Origin of the sequence: Pseudomonas lutea, assembly GCF_000759445.1 — a bacterium.
In the GTDB taxonomy this organism is placed as follows: Bacteria; Pseudomonadota; Gammaproteobacteria; order Pseudomonadales; family Pseudomonadaceae; genus Aquipseudomonas; species Aquipseudomonas lutea.
In genome coordinates this window covers 235,164-252,654 of the sequence record NZ_JRMB01000001.1, presented here as the reverse complement: position 1 = coordinate 252,654, position 17,491 = coordinate 235,164, and the positions used below count along the sequence as shown (strand labels likewise).

The 17,491-nt window shown below is 59.5% G+C and carries 17 protein-coding genes; 9 read left to right on the top strand and 8 right to left on the bottom strand.

All coding sequences use genetic code 11. The features are described from left to right. Position 1 precedes the first annotated feature (1 nt). The 3 genes from glcF to LT42_RS01115 all read left to right on the top strand — a co-directional run bounded on the left by glcF (position 2) and on the right by LT42_RS01115 (position 3,943). Positions 2-1,225, top strand: coding sequence for a glycolate oxidase subunit GlcF (glcF, locus tag LT42_RS01125; RefSeq protein ID WP_037009182.1), 1,224 nt, complete (start codon positions 2-4; stop codon positions 1,223-1,225). A gap of 65 nt (positions 1,226-1,290) precedes the next feature. Beyond that, positions 1,291-1,698, top strand: coding sequence for a heme-binding protein (locus LT42_RS01120; protein WP_037009180.1), 408 nt, complete (start codon positions 1,291-1,293; stop codon positions 1,696-1,698). Positions 1,699-1,765: 67 nt separating this feature from the next. Then, a complete protein-coding gene (locus LT42_RS01115) occupies positions 1,766-3,943 on the top strand; it encodes a malate synthase G (protein ID WP_037009178.1) in 2,178 nt (725 codons plus the stop codon). 205 nt (positions 3,944-4,148) lie between these two features. Here the strand turns inward: LT42_RS01115 and gntR are convergent, their stop codons facing one another. Beyond that, positions 4,149-5,165: an HTH-type transcriptional regulator GntR gene (gene gntR / locus LT42_RS01110; protein WP_037009177.1), complete on the bottom strand. Its 1,017-nt coding sequence runs from the start codon at positions 5,163-5,165 to the stop codon at positions 4,149-4,151. Between the two features lie 268 nt (positions 5,166-5,433). On the opposite strand from gntR, the gene LT42_RS01105 reads away from it, so the two are divergent. From LT42_RS01105 to csrA, 3 genes are all read left to right on the top strand, one after another. Next, complete coding sequence (locus LT42_RS01105; RefSeq protein ID WP_162835397.1) at positions 5,434-5,949, top strand: gluconokinase; 516 nt, start codon at positions 5,434-5,436, stop codon at positions 5,947-5,949. A gap of 130 nt (positions 5,950-6,079) precedes the next feature. Then, the gene (locus tag LT42_RS01100) at positions 6,080-7,432 is read left to right on the top strand and encodes a GntP family permease (protein WP_037009175.1); all 1,353 of its coding nucleotides are present in this window, start codon (positions 6,080-6,082) and stop codon (positions 7,430-7,432) included. Positions 7,433-8,020: 588 nt separating this feature from the next. Continuing rightward, positions 8,021-8,209, top strand: a complete 189-nt coding sequence (gene csrA / locus LT42_RS01095; protein WP_037012727.1) for a carbon storage regulator CsrA — start codon at positions 8,021-8,023, stop codon at positions 8,207-8,209. A 277-nt stretch (positions 8,210-8,486) separates the two neighbouring features. Here the strand turns inward: csrA and LT42_RS01090 are convergent, their stop codons facing one another. Then, the gene (locus LT42_RS01090; RefSeq protein ID WP_037009174.1) at positions 8,487-8,723 is read right to left on the bottom strand and encodes an HP1242/YdcH family protein; all 237 of its coding nucleotides are present in this window, start codon (positions 8,721-8,723) and stop codon (positions 8,487-8,489) included. Between the two features lie 161 nt (positions 8,724-8,884). Between LT42_RS01090 and LT42_RS01085 the strand changes: the two genes are divergently transcribed. Continuing rightward, the gene (locus tag LT42_RS01085; RefSeq protein ID WP_037009173.1) at positions 8,885-10,141 is read left to right on the top strand and encodes a M20/M25/M40 family metallo-hydrolase; all 1,257 of its coding nucleotides are present in this window, start codon (positions 8,885-8,887) and stop codon (positions 10,139-10,141) included. Positions 10,142-10,219: 78 nt separating this feature from the next. On the opposite strand, the gene LT42_RS01080 is transcribed toward LT42_RS01085, so the two are convergent. Next, entirely contained in the window at positions 10,220-11,587 is a 1,368-nt protein-coding gene (locus tag LT42_RS01080; protein WP_420806871.1) for a pyridine nucleotide-disulfide oxidoreductase, read from the bottom strand. A 944-nt stretch (positions 11,588-12,531) separates the two neighbouring features. On the opposite strand from LT42_RS01080, the gene LT42_RS01075 reads away from it, so the two are divergent. Continuing rightward, positions 12,532-12,843, top strand: a complete 312-nt coding sequence (locus LT42_RS01075; RefSeq protein WP_037009170.1) for a hypothetical protein — start codon at positions 12,532-12,534, stop codon at positions 12,841-12,843. A gap of 13 nt (positions 12,844-12,856) precedes the next feature. Here the strand turns inward: LT42_RS01075 and LT42_RS01070 are convergent, their stop codons facing one another. The 3 genes from LT42_RS01070 to LT42_RS01060 all read right to left on the bottom strand — a co-directional run bounded on the left by LT42_RS01070 (position 12,857) and on the right by LT42_RS01060 (position 14,521). Continuing rightward, a complete protein-coding gene (locus tag LT42_RS01070; protein WP_037009168.1) occupies positions 12,857-13,339 on the bottom strand; it encodes a hypothetical protein in 483 nt (160 codons plus the stop codon). A gap of 109 nt (positions 13,340-13,448) precedes the next feature. Beyond that, a complete protein-coding gene (locus LT42_RS01065) occupies positions 13,449-13,688 on the bottom strand; it encodes a DUF1652 domain-containing protein (RefSeq protein WP_037009165.1) in 240 nt (79 codons plus the stop codon). Positions 13,689-14,044: 356 nt separating this feature from the next. Continuing rightward, positions 14,045-14,521: a GNAT family N-acetyltransferase gene (locus LT42_RS01060; RefSeq protein WP_037009164.1), complete on the bottom strand. Its 477-nt coding sequence runs from the start codon at positions 14,519-14,521 to the stop codon at positions 14,045-14,047. A 344-nt stretch (positions 14,522-14,865) separates the two neighbouring features. On the opposite strand from LT42_RS01060, the gene LT42_RS01055 reads away from it, so the two are divergent. Further along, positions 14,866-15,798, top strand: a complete 933-nt coding sequence (locus tag LT42_RS01055; protein ID WP_037009163.1) for a hypothetical protein — start codon at positions 14,866-14,868, stop codon at positions 15,796-15,798. Between the two features lie 219 nt (positions 15,799-16,017). Here the strand turns inward: LT42_RS01055 and LT42_RS01050 are convergent, their stop codons facing one another. Both LT42_RS01050 and LT42_RS01045 read right to left on the bottom strand, forming a co-directional pair. After that, a complete protein-coding gene (locus LT42_RS01050) occupies positions 16,018-16,629 on the bottom strand; it encodes a DUF2931 family protein (protein ID WP_276209518.1) in 612 nt (203 codons plus the stop codon). Between the two features lie 130 nt (positions 16,630-16,759). Next, a complete protein-coding gene (locus LT42_RS01045; protein WP_037009162.1) occupies positions 16,760-17,398 on the bottom strand; it encodes a DUF2931 family protein in 639 nt (212 codons plus the stop codon). Between the last annotated feature and the right edge of the window lie 93 nt (positions 17,399-17,491).

Below are 17,491 nucleotides of genomic sequence, written 5' to 3'. Positions count from 1 at the left end.
CATGCAGACGACCCTGAGCGACCACGCCAAAAGCCTGCCGCGTGGCGAAGAAGCCGAAAGCATCCTGCGTAGCTGCGTACATTGCGGCTTCTGCAATGCCACCTGCCCGACCTATCAATTGCTGGGCGATGAGCTGGATGGCCCGCGCGGGCGTATCTACCTGATCAAACAGGTGCTGGAAGGCCACGAAGTCACGGAGAAAACCCAGCTGCATCTGGACCGCTGCCTGTCCTGCCGCAATTGCGAGACGACCTGCCCTTCCGGCGTCGATTACCACAACCTGCTGGACATCGGCCGGGCGGTGGTCGACGCCGCCGTGCCGCGCCCGCTTGGCCAGCGGCTGTTGCGTGAGGGCTTGCGCGCGGTGGTGCCGAACGCCGCTCTGTTTAAAACGCTCACTCAGTTGGGCCATTCATTCAAGCCGCTGTTGCCAGGCGCGCTTAAAACGAAACTGCCGGACACCATCCGTCCCGCCAAGGCTCGGCCAATGGCGCAACATGCGCGGCAGATGCTCATGCTCGAAGGCTGCGTGCAGCCGGGTTTGTCCCCGAATACCAATGCGGCCACGGCGCGGGTACTCGACCGCCTCGGCATCAGCACTGTCTCGATCGCCCAGGCAGGGTGCTGCGGCGCGGTGGATTACCACTTGAATGCCCAGGAACAGGGCTTGCAGCGCGCCCGTCGCAACATCGATGCATGGTGGCCCAGCGTGCAAGCCGGTGCGGAAGCGATCGTGCAGACAGCCAGCGGCTGCGGCGCCTTCGTCAAGGACTACGGTCACCTGCTGCGCGACGATCCGGCTTATGCACAAAAAGCCGCCGTAATCAGCGAGCGCACCAAAGACCTGGTGGAAATTCTGCGCGCCGAACCGCTGGAACAGCTTGGCGGTTGCACCCGCCAGACCCTCGCCTTCCACTGCCCGTGTACGCTGCAGCACGCACAGAAGCTTGGCGGCGCCGTCGAATCGGTACTGACTCGGCTGGGCTTCAACCTTACACCGGTGCCCGACAGTCACTTATGCTGTGGCTCGGCGGGTACTTACTCGGTCACCCAGCCCGTGTTGGCAACGCAGTTGCGCGACAACAAGATGAACGCGCTGGAAAGCGGCAACCCGGACGTCATCGCGACGGCCAACATTGGCTGCCAGACGCACCTGGCCAGCGCAAACCGCACGCCGGTGATGCACTGGATCGAACTCGTCGAGGACGCACTGCCTCCAACCTGATTGCCCCGCGCACCCGCGCCACGGAACATGACGCTGCTGACCCCTTTCAAGTCCAGGAGAACCGCATGAAAACCAAATCCGTACTGACGCAGACCGAAGTCACCCAGATCCTTGCCGCCGCCCGCACCGAGGCTCAGAACAACGGCTGGGCGGTGTCGATTGCCGTGACCGACGACGGCGGCCACCTGCTGGGCTTCGAGCGTCTGGACGGCTGCGCGCCGATTGGCGGTTACATCGCCATCGAGAAAGCCCGCACCTCAGCGCTGGGCCGCCGCGAATCCAAAGGCTACGAAGAAATGGTCAATGGCGGGCGCACCGCATTCGTGACGGCGCCGCTGCTGACTTCGCTGGAAGGCGGCGTGCCGATCATTGTCGATGGCCAGACCATCGGCGCCGTGGGTGTGTCCGGCGTCAAGGCCGACCAGGATGCACAAGTGGCCAAGGCCGGCGTTGCCGTGGTGAGCGCTCAGTAGAGCGGTTGCGAGAACCTGCTCGCGCCCGCACCTGAACGTGCCAACTTAATTCATGATGGAGACCGAGATGACCGAGTTCGTCAATTGCCACAACCTCAAGGTGGCCGCCAGCCTCAAGCGCTTTGTCGACGAGGAGGTGATCCCCGGCACAGGTTTGACCCCCGAACTGTTCTGGGCCGATTTCGATTCACTGGTCCATGACCTTGCGCCCGTCAACCGAGAGCTGCTCAAAGAGCGTGATCGCCTGCAGGCGCAACTCGACAAGTGGCACAAGTCCAACGCCGGCCCGGTGACCGACATGCCGGCGTACATCGCGTTTCTTGACAGCATCGGCTACCTGAAGGCGGTGCCCGAGCAGGTCGCGGTCTCCACCAACAAGGTGGACATCGAAGTCAGCGAACAGGCCGGTCCGCAACTGGTCGTGCCAGCGGCCAATGCCCGCTACGCACTGAACGCTGCGAATGCGCGCTGGGGGTCGTTGTACGATGCGCTCTACGGCACCGACGCAATCCCTACCGCCAACGGCGCCGAGATCAAGGCCGGTTACAACCCGCTGCGTGGCGAGAAGGTCATCGCTTTCGCCCGTGCGTTTCTGGATGAAGCGGCGCCATTGGCCTCAGGCTCCCACGTTGGCGCCAAAGCGTATGCCGTCGACAGTGGCGAGCTGCTGGTCACCCTGGCCGATGGCAGCCAGTCGCGTCTGGCCCAGCCGGAAAAATACGTCGGCTACCAGGGCGAGCCGCTTAAGCCCCAGGCCATCCTGCTGAAGAACAACGGCCTGCACATCGAGATCCAGATCGACCCCGCCAGCCCCATCGGTGGCACGGACCCGGCCGGAATCAAGGACCTGCTGCTGGAAGCAGCGCTGTCGACCATCATTGACTGCGAGGACTCGGTGGCCGCGGTGGATGCCGAAGACAAGCTGGTGATTTACCGCAACTGGCTGGGCCTGATGAAGGGCGACCTGACCGAAGCACTCGTCAAGGGCGGCAAGACCATCACGCGGCGCCTGAACGCCGACCGCCAGTACACCGCAGCCGACGGCAGCGAAATGACATTGCACGGGCGCTCGCTGCTGTTCATCCGCAACGTCGGCCATCTGATGACCAACCCGGCGATTCTTTACGACGGCGACAGGGAAATCCCGGAAGGCATCCTTGACGGCGTCATCACCAGTCTGATCGCCCTGCACGACCTGCACCATCGCACCAACTCCCGTGCCGGCAGCGTCTATATCGTCAAACCGAAGATGCACGGACCTGACGAAGTTGCGTTCGCCAACACGCTGTTCAGCCGTATCGAAGATGTGCTCAAGATCCCGCGCAACACGTTGAAGATGGGCATCATGGACGAAGAGCGGCGCACCAGCGTCAACCTCAAGGCGTGCATCGAAGCTGCTTCTTCACGGGTGGCGTTCATCAACACCGGATTCCTCGACCGCACCGGCGACGAGATGCACAGCTCCATGGAAGCTGGCCCGATGCTGCGCAAGGGCGACATGAAAGCCACGCCGTGGATCAAGGCATACGAGCGCAACAACGTGCTGGTCGGTCTTGCCTGCGGGCTGCGTGGTCGCGCGCAGATCGGCAAGGGCATGTGGGCGATGCCGGACCTGATGGCCGACATGCTGGAACAAAAGATTGGCCATCCCAAATCCGGGGCCACTACCGCCTGGGTCCCCTCCCCGACCGCGGCCACGCTGCATGCGTTGCACTACCACAAAGTGGATGTCAAAGCCGTGCAGCAGGAGCTGGAGCAGGTCGATCTGGACAGCATCAGCGAGGACATCCTGCTCGATCTGCTCAGCATCCCCGTCGTCGACGAGGCCAAGTGGAACGAGGATCAGATTCGCGAAGAGGTGGAGAACAACGCTCAGGGGTTGCTTGGCTACGTGGTGCGCTGGGTGGAGCAAGGCGTGGGCTGCTCGAAGGTGCCGGACATTCACAACGTAGGGCTGATGGAAGACCGCGCGACACTGCGCATTTCCAGCCAGCACATCGCTAACTGGCTGCGTCACGGGGTGGTCTCCGAGGACTACGTGAAAGACGCTTTGAAGCGCATGGCGAAGGTGGTCGACCGGCAGAATGCCGGCGATTCGGCCTACACGCCGATGGCGGGCAACTTTGAAAAGTCGGTGGCGTTCCAGGCCGCGTGTGCATTGGTGTTCAAAGGCCGCGAGCAGCCGAGCGGGTATACCGAACCGCTGCTGCACGAGTTCCGGCTGGCGTTCAAGAAAGCGCATTGATCGCCAGGCTGCCTGCCTCCCCCGACGCCGGGGCGGTAGGCGCTGCCAGTGCCTCATATTCTGGCGAACGACGGGGTACCCCAGACACCGCGTTCGCCAGCAAGCCGGCTCCTACAGATTATGCGTTCGCCGCAAAACCACTGTAGGAGCGCGCTTGCCCGCGAAAAGGTTTTAAAGCCCGACACTCATCCGGCTGGCCAACCCGTCAGGTGCTTTCCCGCACCACCAATTCAAACCCCAAATCCACCTGCGCCTGCTGAACGGTGCCGTCCAGCAAACCGAGGAGCAATTGCGCGGCGCGCTGTCCGACTTGTTCACGCGGGGTGCGGATAGAGGTCAGCCGGGGGACCATGTGCGCCGAGCCCGGCAGGTCGTTGAAGCCGATCAACGACACCTGCTGCGGAATCCGGATGCCCCGCCGCAGCGCCTCCAGCGTCGCCCCCTGGGCCAGGTCGTCGTTGCAGAAAAACACGCCGTCCACGTCCGGGTGTTCTTCGATAAGACGGCCAAACAGTTCGCTGCCCAAACCGATGGACGACGGCAGCGGCGAGGCCACTTGCAGCGTTTCGTCATACAGCCCCTGGTCTTCCAGCGCGCTGCGAAAGCCCACCCCGCGCTGAAGCACACGAGGGTCCAGTTGCGCCGCGACATAGGCCAGACGCCGCCGGCCTCGGCTCAACAAATGCCGCGCCGCCTCAGCCCCCGCCTGTTGCTGGGAAAATCCCACGCACGGCTCGGCACGAGACGGGTCCAGTTCCATCATATGCACGCAGGGCAAACCGCTCGCAGCCAGCAACTGCTGCGCCGCCGCACTGCGGTCAAAGCCGGTCAGCAAGATGCCGCGCGGTCGCTGGGAAAGATGACTGCGCAACAGGTTCTCTTCTTCTATGGGCGAGTAGTGATAGTTGCCGATCACCACTTCGAGCCCGCGGGGCCGCAGCACGGTTTGAATGGCCTCAAGGGTTTCGATAAACAGCTGGTTGGACAGCGACGGCACCAGCACCACAACCGACTGGCTTTGCGACGATGCCAGAGCCCGCGCAGCAGGATTGGCGACATAGCCTAGACTCAACGCAGCAGCGCGGACTTTTTCAACCAGCTCCGGCGCCACCGTGGCCACGCCGCGCAAGGCACGGGAGGCAGTAATCGGCGACACAGCGGCGAGTTTTGCGACTTCATTCAGGGTGGGACGACCGGTGGAACGGGAACCAATTCGTGTCATGCTTTGCCAACTGATTGGAAGAAAGCGGCGGGGGTTGCGATTGTCTCGGATGGGCTCTAAGGTAGCGCTATCTCACGGAGGCCCGCAACTTTTCGATCGCTCCAACGACTGGATCGGTGCATCTCATGGATCAGCGAGATACCCATAACAATGACTACACCTGGAAACAGTCTTGCCGGACTTGCACACCATTCGGCGAAGACAGCGCTGTCTCCGGGACGAGGTTTTTATGACTACTGCTCCACAAGCTATTTCCGCCATCGTGGTAATGGGTGTTTCCGGCTGCGGCAAGAGTGCCGTCGGTGCTGCCATCGCTGAGAACAGCGGCGGCCGCCTGATCGAGGGTGATGCGTTCCATCCTCCTGCCAACATCAAAAAGATGAGCGACGGCCATCCGCTCAACGACGAAGACCGTGCCGGCTGGCTCACCCGCCTCGGCGAGGAAGTCGCCGCAGCACTGGCCAATGGCGAAAAGCCTGTCCTGACCTGCTCCTCCCTCAAGCTCATCTACCGCGACCGTCTGCGTGCAGCCGTGCCGGGTCTGGGTTTCGTGTTTCTGGAGCTGACCCGGGAACTGGCCACCGAACGGTGCGCTCACCGCCCCGGGCATTTCATGCCGGCCAGCCTGGTCGACAGCCAGTTCGCCACCCTCGAGCCTCCGTACAACGAAGACCGCACGTTGGTCGTGGATGCCACAAAGCCGATCGAGACCATCGGTGTTGAGGCAGCCAGCTGGTGGCGCGATTCGCAACTCCAATCTGCCAGTGCTCTCACCGGCTCTTGATCACTGATCAGGCGTGAGCGACAAAGATAGCGCTGTCTCTGACGGACCTGCCCGGTCAACAGGCAGGCCCCCAACCAACGGCGCTGAGCAGTAGCTCCAAAAAAACAAAATACAACGGAGAGACACCCCCATGTTTGGTATGACTCAAGAGACGTATCTGCTGGTCGATGCGTTGGTGACGATCATCGGCCTTGTGCTGTTGATCACCAAGTTCAAAGTCCACCCTTTCATCGCCTTGACCATTGCCGCAGGTTTTCTCGGGCTGACCTCCGGGATGCCAGTGGAAAAAGTGATGAAGTCGTTCCAGGACGGCTTCGGCGGCGTGCTGGGCTTCGTCGGTATCATCCTCGGCCTGGGCACCATGCTCGGCAAGCTGATGGCCGACTCCGGCGGCGCCGACCAGATTGCCCAGACGCTGATTCGTCGCTTCGGCAAGGATCGCGTCCACTGGGCCATGATGTTTTCGGCGTTTCTAGTGGGTATCCCGCTGTTCTTCGAAATCGGCTTCGTGCTGCTGATCCCGCTGGTGTTCATCGTTGCCCGCCGCAGCGGCGTGTCGATCGTCAAGATTGGGATCCCGTTGCTGGCAGGCCTGTCTGCTGTTCACGGCCTGGTGCCGCCGCACCCGGGCCCGCTGCTGGCTATCGGCATCTTTAACGCGGACATCGGCAAGACGATTTTCTACGGCCTGATCGTAGCGTTCCCGACAGCCATCATTGCCGGCCCGATCTTCGGCAAGTGGATTGCCAAGCGCATCCCGGGCAATCCTTCGCAGGAGCTGATGGACCAGATTGCAAAGGAGTCGACCAACGAAAACCTGCCAAGCTTCGCCATCACCCTGGTGACGATCCTGTTGCCGGTGTTCCTGATGCTGCTCAAGACGTTTGCAGACGTTGCCCTGCCAGCCGGTCATATCTTCCGCATCTGGATGGACTTCATCGGTCACCCGATTTCGGCCCTGCTCTTCGCCCTGCTGCTGGCTTTCTACACCTTCGGTTCGGCACGCGGCTTCAGCCGTGAACACGTCATGAAGCTGCTGGACCAGAGCCTGGCACCGGTCGCAGCCATCGTGCTGATCGTCGGTGCTGGCGGTGGCTTCAAGCAGATGCTGGTGGACAGCGGTGTGGGCAACCTGATCGGCCACATGGCGGTTCAGGCCCAGATCTCGCCGATTTTGCTGGCGTGGCTGGTGGCTGCGGTGATCCGGGTTGCCACAGGTTCGGCAACGGTCGCGACCATCACCGGTGCGGGTATTGTCGCACCGGTGGTTGGCATGGTGCCCGGCGTCAACCGCGAACTGCTGGTCCTGGCGACAGGCGCAGGTTCGCTGATTCTGTCCCACGTGAACGACGCAGGCTTCTGGCTGGTGAAGCAGTACTTCAACATGACCGTGGTTGAAACGCTGAAGACGTGGACCGTGATGGAAACCATCCTGTCGGTCGTTGGCATCATCCTGATCATGCTGTTGTCGCTCGTGGTCTGATGCGCTGATCGCAGCCTTCTGCTGCTGCGATCCTGCTCGCCGCACCCCATGCCCACCCTCGCGGTGGGCATGTCGTTTCTGACGCCGGGTGAATCCAAAACGGCCTCTTCGGCGAACCTGCTTCAACCGGCGAGCTTGCGTGAATCCTCGCAGATACAAAACCGTTCACACATCCGGTCATCAATTGGATTAAAGTTACGCCGTTTTGCCGATATCAATCGGGAAGTCTCCTACACTCCTTCCAGAAAACTCACACAAAGCAACCTAATGAAAATTTCATTGCCGCGTGGCACGAGTTCTTTGCAATAAAGCCCAAAGGAGTGTGGAATAGGCGCCGCGCGGGGTCGGCTATCGATGTGATAGCCAATTCGCACAGGAATTCACCGCCAGCATCAGGCAACATTCGCATGCCGGTCGGCCCCGGGAACGACGCCAACTGTGTCAAAGCCGCGCACCTGGGGAATTAAAATCGTACCAATGGCGTCATACTGATGAACGCATTTGGATGCATCCGGCATTTACCACCACCCAAAGGCTCACGCCAGCCTCCCGGCAGAGGCGCTTCATGAGGCCATCAAGGAAAAGATTATGTTGATACTTACCCGTAAAGTCGGCGAAAGCATAAACATTGGTGACGACATCACCGTTACCATTCTGGGCGTTCAGGGCCTTCAAGTCCGTCTCGGCATCAACGCTCCGAAAGATGTTTCAGTGCACCGCGAAGAAATCTACAAGCGCATCAAGGCCGAGACTGCACCGGACCAGGATCCGCAATAAGCCGACCGGCTTATGCTTATTCGATCACTGTCAGCCACCACCCGGTGCTGACAGGTCGGCGACGGCGACTGACCAGACGCCGTTTTTTTCGTCCGAACTTTGGATCCATAGTTGTTTGCCAGCGCTAACTAAGCCCGGCACAACAACGTGATTGATCCCGGCCGAAGATGAACTTCCTGAAAGTCTGGCTAGTTGTCAGACAACAGGAGACGCCAACTAAAAACGGCCGACCTCCATAAGAGGTCGGCCGTTTTAGTTGCTGCGGCATTAAACCGGATCAGCTGGCTTCGCTTAACTGTCTGGCAATCTTGTCTTTGGCCAGCAGGCGCTTTTCCTTGAGCGTGCGCAGCTCGTCGTCGGAAGCATCGCCCTTGTCTTCGATACCGACGATCTGGGCGTCCAGCTCATCGTATTGATCGACCAGTGCGTTGAGCTTCGCGTCCCCACCCCGGCGCTTGCCGAGTTCTTCCTTGGTGACGCCCAAGTCTGCGTACAAATCGTGCTTAACCGGCATGAGTGGCTCTCCTCGACTGACTAATGTAGGAATGTTGAGGGTAGCTCAGCGCAAAGGTTCGGCGTTTTTGCCAAAGCGAACAGCGTTTTTTGCGATGCGTTGTGCCGGGCAACGGGCTACGGTAGGGGTGGAGACCCTTTCATGCCATCCAAGGACCGACCATGACATTGACCCTCACCCGCTCTCTTCTTGCCAGTGCGCTGACGCTTGGCATCGCCGTCTGCGCAGTAGCGCCCGCTTGCGCGGCCGAACCGAACAAAAACGTCCAGACCAGCGCCGACCAGTACAAGGACGAAGCCCTGAAACTGCTGGAGCAACTGGTCAATATAGATTCCGGCTCCGGTTACGAGTCGGGCCTGACGCAAGTACGCGACATTGTCGTCGAGCAGCTCAAAGCCCTCGGCGCGACCATCGAAATGTTCCCCAATACAGCACCCGATAAAAGCCAGCATGTGGTGGCTACGCTCAAGGGCACCGGCAAAGCCAAAATTCTGTTGATGGCGCACATGGACACTGTTTTCAAAGAAGGGTCGGCTGCCGCGCGTCCCTTCCATATCAAGGATGGCCGGGCATACGGCCCCGGCGTGATGGATGACAAAGGCGGTATCGTGGCCGGCATCTACGCACTGAAAATCCTCAAGAAACTCGACTTCAAGGATTACGCACAAATCTCCTTCCTTCTGGATGCCAGCGAGGAAACCGGCTCGGCTGCCGCCACTGCGCTGATTCAGAAGGTCGCCAAACAGCATGACGTGACGCTGAACCTTGAGCCGGGGCGCCCCGCCGACGGCCTGGTCATCTGGCGCAAGGGCAGCGCAACCGCGGTGGTCGACGTCAAGGGCAAGGCCTCCCACGCTGGCGTCGCGCCAGAACTGGGGCGTAACGCAGCCATGGAGGTTGCGCACCAGATCCTGCAGCTGGGCAAACTCGGCGACGCCGACAAAAAGACCACCATCAACTTCACCGTGCTCGACGCAGGCGACCGCACCAACGTGATCCCGGACCACGCCACTGCCAAGGCGGACGTGCGTGCCGCCGTACCGGAAGAATTCGACCGCATCGAGAAAGACCTGGTGCGCGTTTCGGCTGACAAATTGATACCGGACACCGAAGTGACCACCCGCCTTGAGCGCGGCCTCCCGCCGATGCCGCAGACACCCGAAACCGACAAACTCGTCGACATGGCTCAGGGCATTTACGCAGAGCTGGGCCGCAAGCTGACTGTCGAGGGCAGCGGCGGCGCGGCGGACGCCAGCTTGTCGGCAGGCGTAGGCGTGCCAACGCTGGACGGCTTCGGCATTGTTGGCGGCAACATCCATACGCCCGAGGAGTACGCAGAGGTCGAGAGCGTGTCCCCGCGCATCTACCTGCTGACGCGGATGATCATGGAGCTGGCGAGCAAGACGCCGGCCAGGTAAACGCGTTACACCTCAACTGCGGGCAAAAAAAATCCCGGCCACCGTTAGGGCGCCGGGATTCAGGTACTGCAAGCAGCGTCAGGATTGCGCGCCAGCCAGTACGGGCCAGAGGAATGGCAGCCGTTCTTCGGTACGGCTGGAGACCAGCCGCGGGACAGCCATGGCCGGGTGCATCGCGGGCGTCTGCAAGCGGGTCAGGACCGAATCGATAACCACGCCGCTGGCGTCGTTATGGAACTGCCAGACGCCGTAGATACGGCCGTCGAAAGACGCTTCGCTGCCCAGTCGTGGATCAACCCCCAGCCCAGCCCCCAGACCAAAAAGGTGCAAGCCGTGCAGCCGCTGACCCGTGGCGTCCAAGGGACACCCGGTAGGATCGGAATCAAGCCCGCCTTTGACCTCAATCAGCCGGATAGCCTCGCCGTCGGCATGACGAAGAGTCGGCAGCAAAGGCTGGTACCCGGTGGACTGCACCACGATGTGGGCTTCGGCCAGGGCCTGACGGGCACGCTCGAATTGATCGCCTGCACCATGGCCGGTCTGCAGCAACTCCACGCGTACGCCGGTTTTGCCGATCCGTCCTTTGGACAGCGCTTCACGGCCAACGTCCAGTGCTCGATAACGCAGGCCTCCCGAGCGATTGACGCGACCTGAAACGGGACAAACGTCCTTGGCTTCATCAAATGCATAGCCGGCGTCGAGCGCGGCCTGAGCGGTCTCGTAGAACAGGCGAATGGGCGAGCGATGGACAAGCGTGACCTCTTCCAGGCCGGCGAACTCCAGCGCGTCCGCAAGATTCTCAAGCACCGAGAACGCGCTGTGCGACCCGCCGACCACACAAACCTTGCCCTTGGCAGCCAGTGCCTTGGCGAACAGGTGACGCAGTTGCACTGCATTCATCCTCAACAGGGCATCGGCGCTCTGGATCTGCGCCGAGGGGGGCACTGCCAGGCCCTGATCCGCCAGGCTGTCGAGCAAGTGTTGCGGGTTTTGCCAGCCGCCCAGGTTGAGGACAACTGCACGGCTGCGTATGCGTCGCGTGCGGCCCTCGGATTCGACCCACACCTGATAATCGTCGCCATCGCGAACGATCTCGGTAATGGTCGTGGCGGTCCATAACTGCACGCCATAGCGTTCGACGATAAAATCGAGCACCAGCTTTGAGGCTTCGGCCAGCAGTTCGGCGACATCGGCCAGCTGAGGTGCGCTCTGCGCCTGATGGCGGATGCGCCAATAGGCTGGTGATTGTTCCAGGGGTTCGAACACGTCGCGCAGGGCAGGATCGCGCAGACAATCCAGGAACACATCGCCGACCGAGTTGGCCGTGATGCGGTAATCACCCAAACGACCCGTGCCCGGCGTGGGACTCGCGTCGACGATGATTAAGCCTTCCTTGGCGAGTTCTGGCATGGCGCCACTTTTCAGTGCATTGAAAAGCAGTCCCATTCCCGCAGGTCCTGCACCTCCCACTACGCAACCGCAAACGGTTTCCAGATGATCTCCTTGCATAACTGTTACTCCACGCTGGGTCGTTACCGTATCGCCGCTGTCGTTATAAACGCCCACGATGAGGTGCGCGGTTTACTGGCGTTTGGCTGACGCGATGTTTTGACGTTCAAGTTAAATCAACTAAGTGCCGTAATGGCGTGCTGCCTGGCAGGCATGACTACCGCAGTGACAAATGTGCCGTCACACGTATCTGAGGATCGAAATCAGCGCATAACCGCTCATGACGGCCAGCGTTCGGGTTTGGTGTTTCCAGCGACACAACGGTCGCAGACAGGACCCAAATGCCCGACAGATGCGACAAAAGCCGCGGCCTCTGTGTCGAGACGCTACCGTCAACTCGCTCCGCGCCTGCACTCATGGCCCGCTGGCACGAAAGCTCAGCGCTTGATAGGTGCGGCCGTTTTTAGAAATTGAAAACGTGAAGCGATAGTTACAAAGAACCCATGGAGTGTCAATTTTTTGAGAAAGAATGAAAAACTGACCTCTATGCTCATAAGCCGTTGATTTAAAATGCTTATTTATTATTGACGCCATTTTAACCACGCTCTATCGGCGTGTCATTTGTTTATAAAATAGGTTTAACCTTCTGTTGGGTAGTTGGAGCCAGTCCATTTCTTAATTTAGCGATGTGATTGTCGCGCACTAACTCGCTTTCCGATCCGCAGTTTTAACATCATCTAGTTTTTCAACTTCCTCGAACCATTATTGGCGCCAAAATTCAACTAACAGGTTTCCAGAAAAGGCGGCTCATTAATCGCGACTTCCGTGCATCGATCCGATGGGCGGCGGCAGATGCCGATAGATGATGAGAACTATTTAGACCGTGAATGCCTCCATTGTCATGACCCGCCACTGTGACAGGGACAGAGAGGTGACTTCCCGTGAACACTGACAATGACAACGCTTTCAGCATCGCTGAAATTGACTATTCGCGTGACACGCTGTTTGGGCCCATTCCGATGCAGGCAACGTGCAGGGTGCAGCTGGCCAGCGTGGAGCATGGCGGCCATCGTCTGCGCGAGCTGACCATCTTTGGTGACGTGCCGGAGTACCTGCCCAAATCAACCGTGATTCGGGTTGCCATGGAAGGACGTATAGAGGCAGGTCCTGTGCGTGAGCACTATGTTGTTCGTGACAATGGCGAGCAGCACTTCAAGGTGGTGTTTGAAAACGAGCACCACCAGGTGCACTGATTTCGGATCAGAGCTATTGCGCAGTGCCGTGCACATGCACGGCCTGAGCAACGCCGAGTGGAGCCGCAGGAGGACTGCGCAAAGGACTGGGCGGGGGCACTTGAAAAGGCGACGCTGCCAGCGCGGAATGCGCCGGGGAATTCTGATCATCGACAGCAGAGGGCTGAGCGACCGGATTGCCAGCGCCATAACGCAGGCCGTCCACCTGAGGCTTGACCTCAAGGACCGGCTCGGGAGGCAGCAGCTGCTCACGTTCCAGCGACGTCATGGGCGGCTGAAAGTTGGCATTGCGCGTCTCAAGCCGCTGCAACATCGTGCTGATGGTCGTCCCGCCTATCACCGCAATACACACCAGCCCGCCAATTCCAAGAACGACCTTGCGGCGCCGGTCGGACGGCTTCAACGGCAACTCATCCGCAAGCACAGGCTCGTCCGGGCGGGCCTGTTCCAGCCCCGTCCGGGATAACTCATCAACGTTGGGTTGCGTATGCGGCATGCAGATCCTCAATGTCCCGCCTGGCCTGATCGCGGCCTGAGCACATCAACATAAAGTGGAACGGCGATTATTGCTAGAGCCCCTCTCTGCCGTTCTGCGCCGCGAACCGTCAATGTCGGGTCTTCTCGAGTTCAGCTTGCAGCTCCCGGATAAGCACACACAGGGCATGACTGTTGTCGAGCGTGTCCAGAGCAATGTTGGATGCCACCAGCTCGACGCGTTCGGTGGCGGGGTCTATGACCTCCATCGTCATGACATCCTCCATGACGGTGCAATTGCAGCGCAGCGGAAGAAATGCACTTTCTATAATTCCGCGCAGCTCCAGGTTGGAAAGTGTGCAGGCAATCATCTTCAATCCTCCACAGGCAGGACTGTTATGACGCGCTCAGCCACTCGCCTGACTTCAATAAACCCAGTGCCGTGTCAACGGCCTTTTGCCGCCCTGCCGCCATCCGGCTGAGCAGCCTATATCAGGTTATACGCCGCGCCCCAAAGTGGCGCAAACGCCCAGGGGCGCCGCTCTGATGCAGAGCGATAAAGGGCAGCCGGTTGCTTGAGACAGGACGTGACAGAGGAGTGCGCGTTAATCGTTTCAGGCCGAGGAAATCGGATCCGAAAACGCGAAATTGCCAGATGGGCTGAGATAGCGTAAGCGCAGCGCCACTCGTCGGAGGGCGCTGCGCGCCGACGAGTGACATCGGATTATCAGCTGCGCGGAAGTTTCAAGTGGATCAGCGCGACACGAGCGCCTTTTTTGTCCTGACGCTCTTCGATGGCGAATGGCTTGAAACCCAGCTTGGGATAAAAGAGAAGGCCGGGGACATTGTGATTGAAGCAGGAGGCCGTCAGTTCTGCGGCTTCGTGCTTGCCGAATGCAAGCTCCATCATGCAGCCGATCATGTACCGCCCTACCCCTTTGGAGCGAAAACGCGGATCGATGATCACATTGCCCATCGAACAGCGGCCGCGGAAGTCATACCGGGAGAAGTTGGCGAACCCGACCACTTGCCCGTCCAGTTCGATCACGGTGTTATCGGAGCGCTGCTCAATGGACTCGTTGAGCTGCTCTGGGGTCAGCGGATAGACCGCTTTGGGAAACATATAGAAGAGCTCATCAATGCTCTGTGGCATTTCGCATATGAAAGGAACGTCTTTTTCTTCCAGGGGGCGATGAAGAAACATGCGGGTTAACCTCTCGAAGAAAGTGGAGCCGTGAGCGGACTATAGCTGCAGACGCCGTGCGTCGACGTCATAAGACACCATCCCGAACAGAATGTGCCTGAATGTTACAAGTTTGCCGAGCCGCTGTTAACCAGGCCTCGCAACCCTTTGACGCGCCAGTGATTCCGCTGACCGGGCAGAACGCCCATGCCTTAGAGCTACGTCATGCATTTTGCATGACCAAAGCGCAGCGTCAAATCGCATAAGCCAATGATTTAAAAAGCTTTTATACCCGCTTCCAGAACTGGCACAAGCGGTGCAACTTTTTGGGGAGAAGCACAAAATCATTCGCACGGAGCAGCACCATGAACGTCACACCTGATTCCTATCCTGCCGCTGTTGAGGAAACCACCTCGGTCTCGGGCGTGTCCTGGGGCGCCATCTTCGCAGGCGCCGCGGGCGCTGCTGCGTTGTCTCTCATTTTGGTGCTGTTGGGGTCCGGTCTCGGATTCTCGGCCATGTCGCCCTGGGCGAATGAAGGCGCCAGTGCCAAGACCATTGGCATTTCAACCGTTGTCTGGCTGGCGCTGACGCAGATCGTTGCGTCGGGCCTTGGTGGATACCTCGCCGGTCGTCTGCGCGTCAAGTGGTCCAACATGCATGGCGATGAAGTCTACTTCCGTGATACCGCGCATGGCTTCCTGTCGTGGGCAGTCGCCACCCTCGTTGCTGCGGTGCTGATCGTAGGCTCGGTCAGCGGCATCGTTGGCAGCGGCGTCAAAGCCGGCGCAACCGCAGCAGCGGGCGTCGCAGGCACAGCTGCTACAGCCGCAGGCTCTGCTGCCGGCAATACCAGCAGCGACCAGTACGGTTATTTTGTTGATTCACTGTTCCGCGACGACCGCCCTGCTGCCGTCAGCGACGATGCTGCACGTGGCGTGGTGGTGCGTATCTTCACCAAAACCATGGCCAATGACGGTCAGCTGGCTCCGGAAGACCGCACCTACCTTGCACAACTGGTCGCTCAACGTACCAACATGAGCCAGGCCGATGCACAGGCCCGCGTTGATCAGGTTTACGGCCAAGCCAAGCAAGCCGTAGCCGATGCCAAGCTGAAAGGTCAACAAGCCGCTGACGCTGCTGCGAAAGTTGCTGCAATGAGCGCGCTGTGGACCTTCGTTGCCCTGCTGTGTGGTGCTTTCGTAGCCAGCCTCGCCGCTATCTGGGGTGGCCGTCGCCGTGATGCAGTGACTTATGTCGACACCCGCACCTATACCAATACTTCCAGCATCCGCTGATTAAGGAGAGTCATCATGCGTTCATTACTTCTTTGGTTCCTCGGCATCCCAATCCCGATCATTATTTTAATTGCACTGTTTGTGCATTGATCTAGTGGTCTAGAAACCGCGCTGGTCTCCATGAGAGACGGCGCGGTTTTTTTTGGCTTGGGGTTTATAGATGTTGGCGGCGAGAACAGATATTAGGTGTGCTGTGTTCTTCTTGTGCTTTGGGCGGGCTTACCAGCTTCCATAGGGAATACCGTGCTGGTCGATGTAGGCTTTGTTCTCAGGCTCAAGTGGTATGTACTTGCCTTTGCTGGCTCCGCGGTAAGGACCACGCGGCTCTACTTCGGCCTGAAAACGACCGATTTCGGTGAAACCCAGGCAGGAGCCGCCGACCCAGATTTTTACAATTCCTCCGGGTGCCATGCCAAGCGAGATTGTTTCCCGATAGTCGATCTTCCATTGCTGATTCCACTGGCATAGAACCCGTTCGGGCCTAACCATCTCATCGCGTACCCACTGCGGAATTTGAATTTTGAGCTTATAAGTCTGCGGCTCGACCAAAGACTGCCAGCGCAGGAAGATCTGGTCAGGGAGATCGACGTTATTGATAGGTTTCCCTCCTGAACCCCCTCGGTGCCAGCCCTCGGTTTTTCCGGTATAGCTGGCAACACCGCCATGTACCCGGTAGAAAGCCAGTCCACGCTTATCCAGTACATCGACAGTTTCCACCCATACCTCCATATGCTTGGGCGCAGCTAAGCCGATGTACCAAGCCGAATACGGCAGCTTGGGCGTTGGCGGCAATCTCGGCCCACCGCCGCACGCACTTAAGCTGCATAACATAAGTACCGCACAAGCCAGGCGCTTCATCCTCGATACACAGTCGGCCTCAGATTGCCCATGCGGGCGCCGTGGGCTTGGCGGCACCACGCGACTATTGAACCGAAAGTCCTTGTGAGCGGCCATGGCAGGATTACCAGCTTCCATAGGGGATACCATGCTGATCGATCCAGGCTTGGGCCTTTGGATTAGGCGCTCGGTAAAACAACCCTTTTCCGTTTCGGTAAGGGCCAAGAGGCTCTACCTTGGCTTGGTAACGGCCAACTTCTTTGAAGCCTAGACAGGATCCACCCACCCACACCTTCACGATTCCGCCCGGAGCCATTCCTAAGGTTACGGTGCCGCGATAATCCTCTTGCCACTCACCTGCCCACTGGCAAAACCCTTGCTCTGGCTTAAGCATCTCATCGCGCACCCACTGTGGTATCCGAATACTGATTTTGTAAGCTTGAGGTTCTACGAGTGACTGCCAGCGCAGGAAGATCTGGTCAGGGAGATCGACGTTATTGATAGGTTTCCCTCCTGAACCCCCTCGGTGCCAGCCCTCGGTTTTTCCGGTATAGCTGGCAACACCACCATGTACCCGATAGAAAGCAAGTCCGCGCTTGTCCAGCACATCGACGGTCTCCACCCACACCTCCATGTGCTTGGGTGCAGCGAAGCCCACATACCAAGCCGGGTACGGCAGCTTGGGCGTCGGCGGCAATCTCGGCCCATTCGCACACGCGCTTAGGCTGCACAACAAAACTACCGCACAGGCCAGGCGCTTCATTCTCGATACACAGTCGGCCTCAGATTGCCCATGCGGGCGCCGTGGGCTTGGCGGCACCACACGACTATTGAACCGAAAGTCCTTGTGAGCGGC

Bases quoted from the DNA above. Each gene is read 5' to 3' on its own strand.
- glcF (WP_037009182.1), top strand. From the start codon at position 2: ATGCAGACGACCCTGAGCGACCACGCCAAAAGCCTGCCGCGTGGCGAA.
- LT42_RS01120 (WP_037009180.1), top strand. From the start codon at position 1,291: ATGAAAACCAAATCCGTACTGACGCAGACCGAAGTCACCCAGATCCTT.
- LT42_RS01115 (WP_037009178.1), top strand. From the start codon at position 1,766: ATGACCGAGTTCGTCAATTGCCACAACCTCAAGGTGGCCGCCAGCCTC.
- gntR (WP_037009177.1), bottom strand. From the start codon at position 5,165: ATGACACGAATTGGTTCCCGTTCCACCGGTCGTCCCACCCTGAATGAA.
- LT42_RS01105 (WP_162835397.1), top strand. From the start codon at position 5,434: ATGGGTGTTTCCGGCTGCGGCAAGAGTGCCGTCGGTGCTGCCATCGCT.
- LT42_RS01100 (WP_037009175.1), top strand. From the start codon at position 6,080: ATGTTTGGTATGACTCAAGAGACGTATCTGCTGGTCGATGCGTTGGTG.
- csrA (WP_037012727.1), top strand. From the start codon at position 8,021: ATGTTGATACTTACCCGTAAAGTCGGCGAAAGCATAAACATTGGTGAC.
- LT42_RS01090 (WP_037009174.1), bottom strand. From the start codon at position 8,723: ATGCCGGTTAAGCACGATTTGTACGCAGACTTGGGCGTCACCAAGGAA.
- LT42_RS01085 (WP_037009173.1), top strand. From the start codon at position 8,885: ATGACATTGACCCTCACCCGCTCTCTTCTTGCCAGTGCGCTGACGCTT.
- LT42_RS01080 (WP_420806871.1), bottom strand. From the start codon at position 11,587: ATGGGACTGCTTTTCAATGCACTGAAAAGTGGCGCCATGCCAGAACTC.
- LT42_RS01070 (WP_037009168.1), bottom strand. From the start codon at position 13,339: ATGCCGCATACGCAACCCAACGTTGATGAGTTATCCCGGACGGGGCTG.
- LT42_RS01065 (WP_037009165.1), bottom strand. From the start codon at position 13,688: ATGATTGCCTGCACACTTTCCAACCTGGAGCTGCGCGGAATTATAGAA.
- LT42_RS01060 (WP_037009164.1), bottom strand. From the start codon at position 14,521: ATGTTTCTTCATCGCCCCCTGGAAGAAAAAGACGTTCCTTTCATATGC.
- LT42_RS01055 (WP_037009163.1), top strand. From the start codon at position 14,866: ATGAACGTCACACCTGATTCCTATCCTGCCGCTGTTGAGGAAACCACC.
- LT42_RS01050 (WP_276209518.1), bottom strand. From the start codon at position 16,629: ATGTTATGCAGCTTAAGTGCGTGCGGCGGTGGGCCGAGATTGCCGCCA.
- LT42_RS01045 (WP_037009162.1), bottom strand. From the start codon at position 17,398: ATGAAGCGCCTGGCCTGTGCGGTAGTTTTGTTGTGCAGCCTAAGCGCG.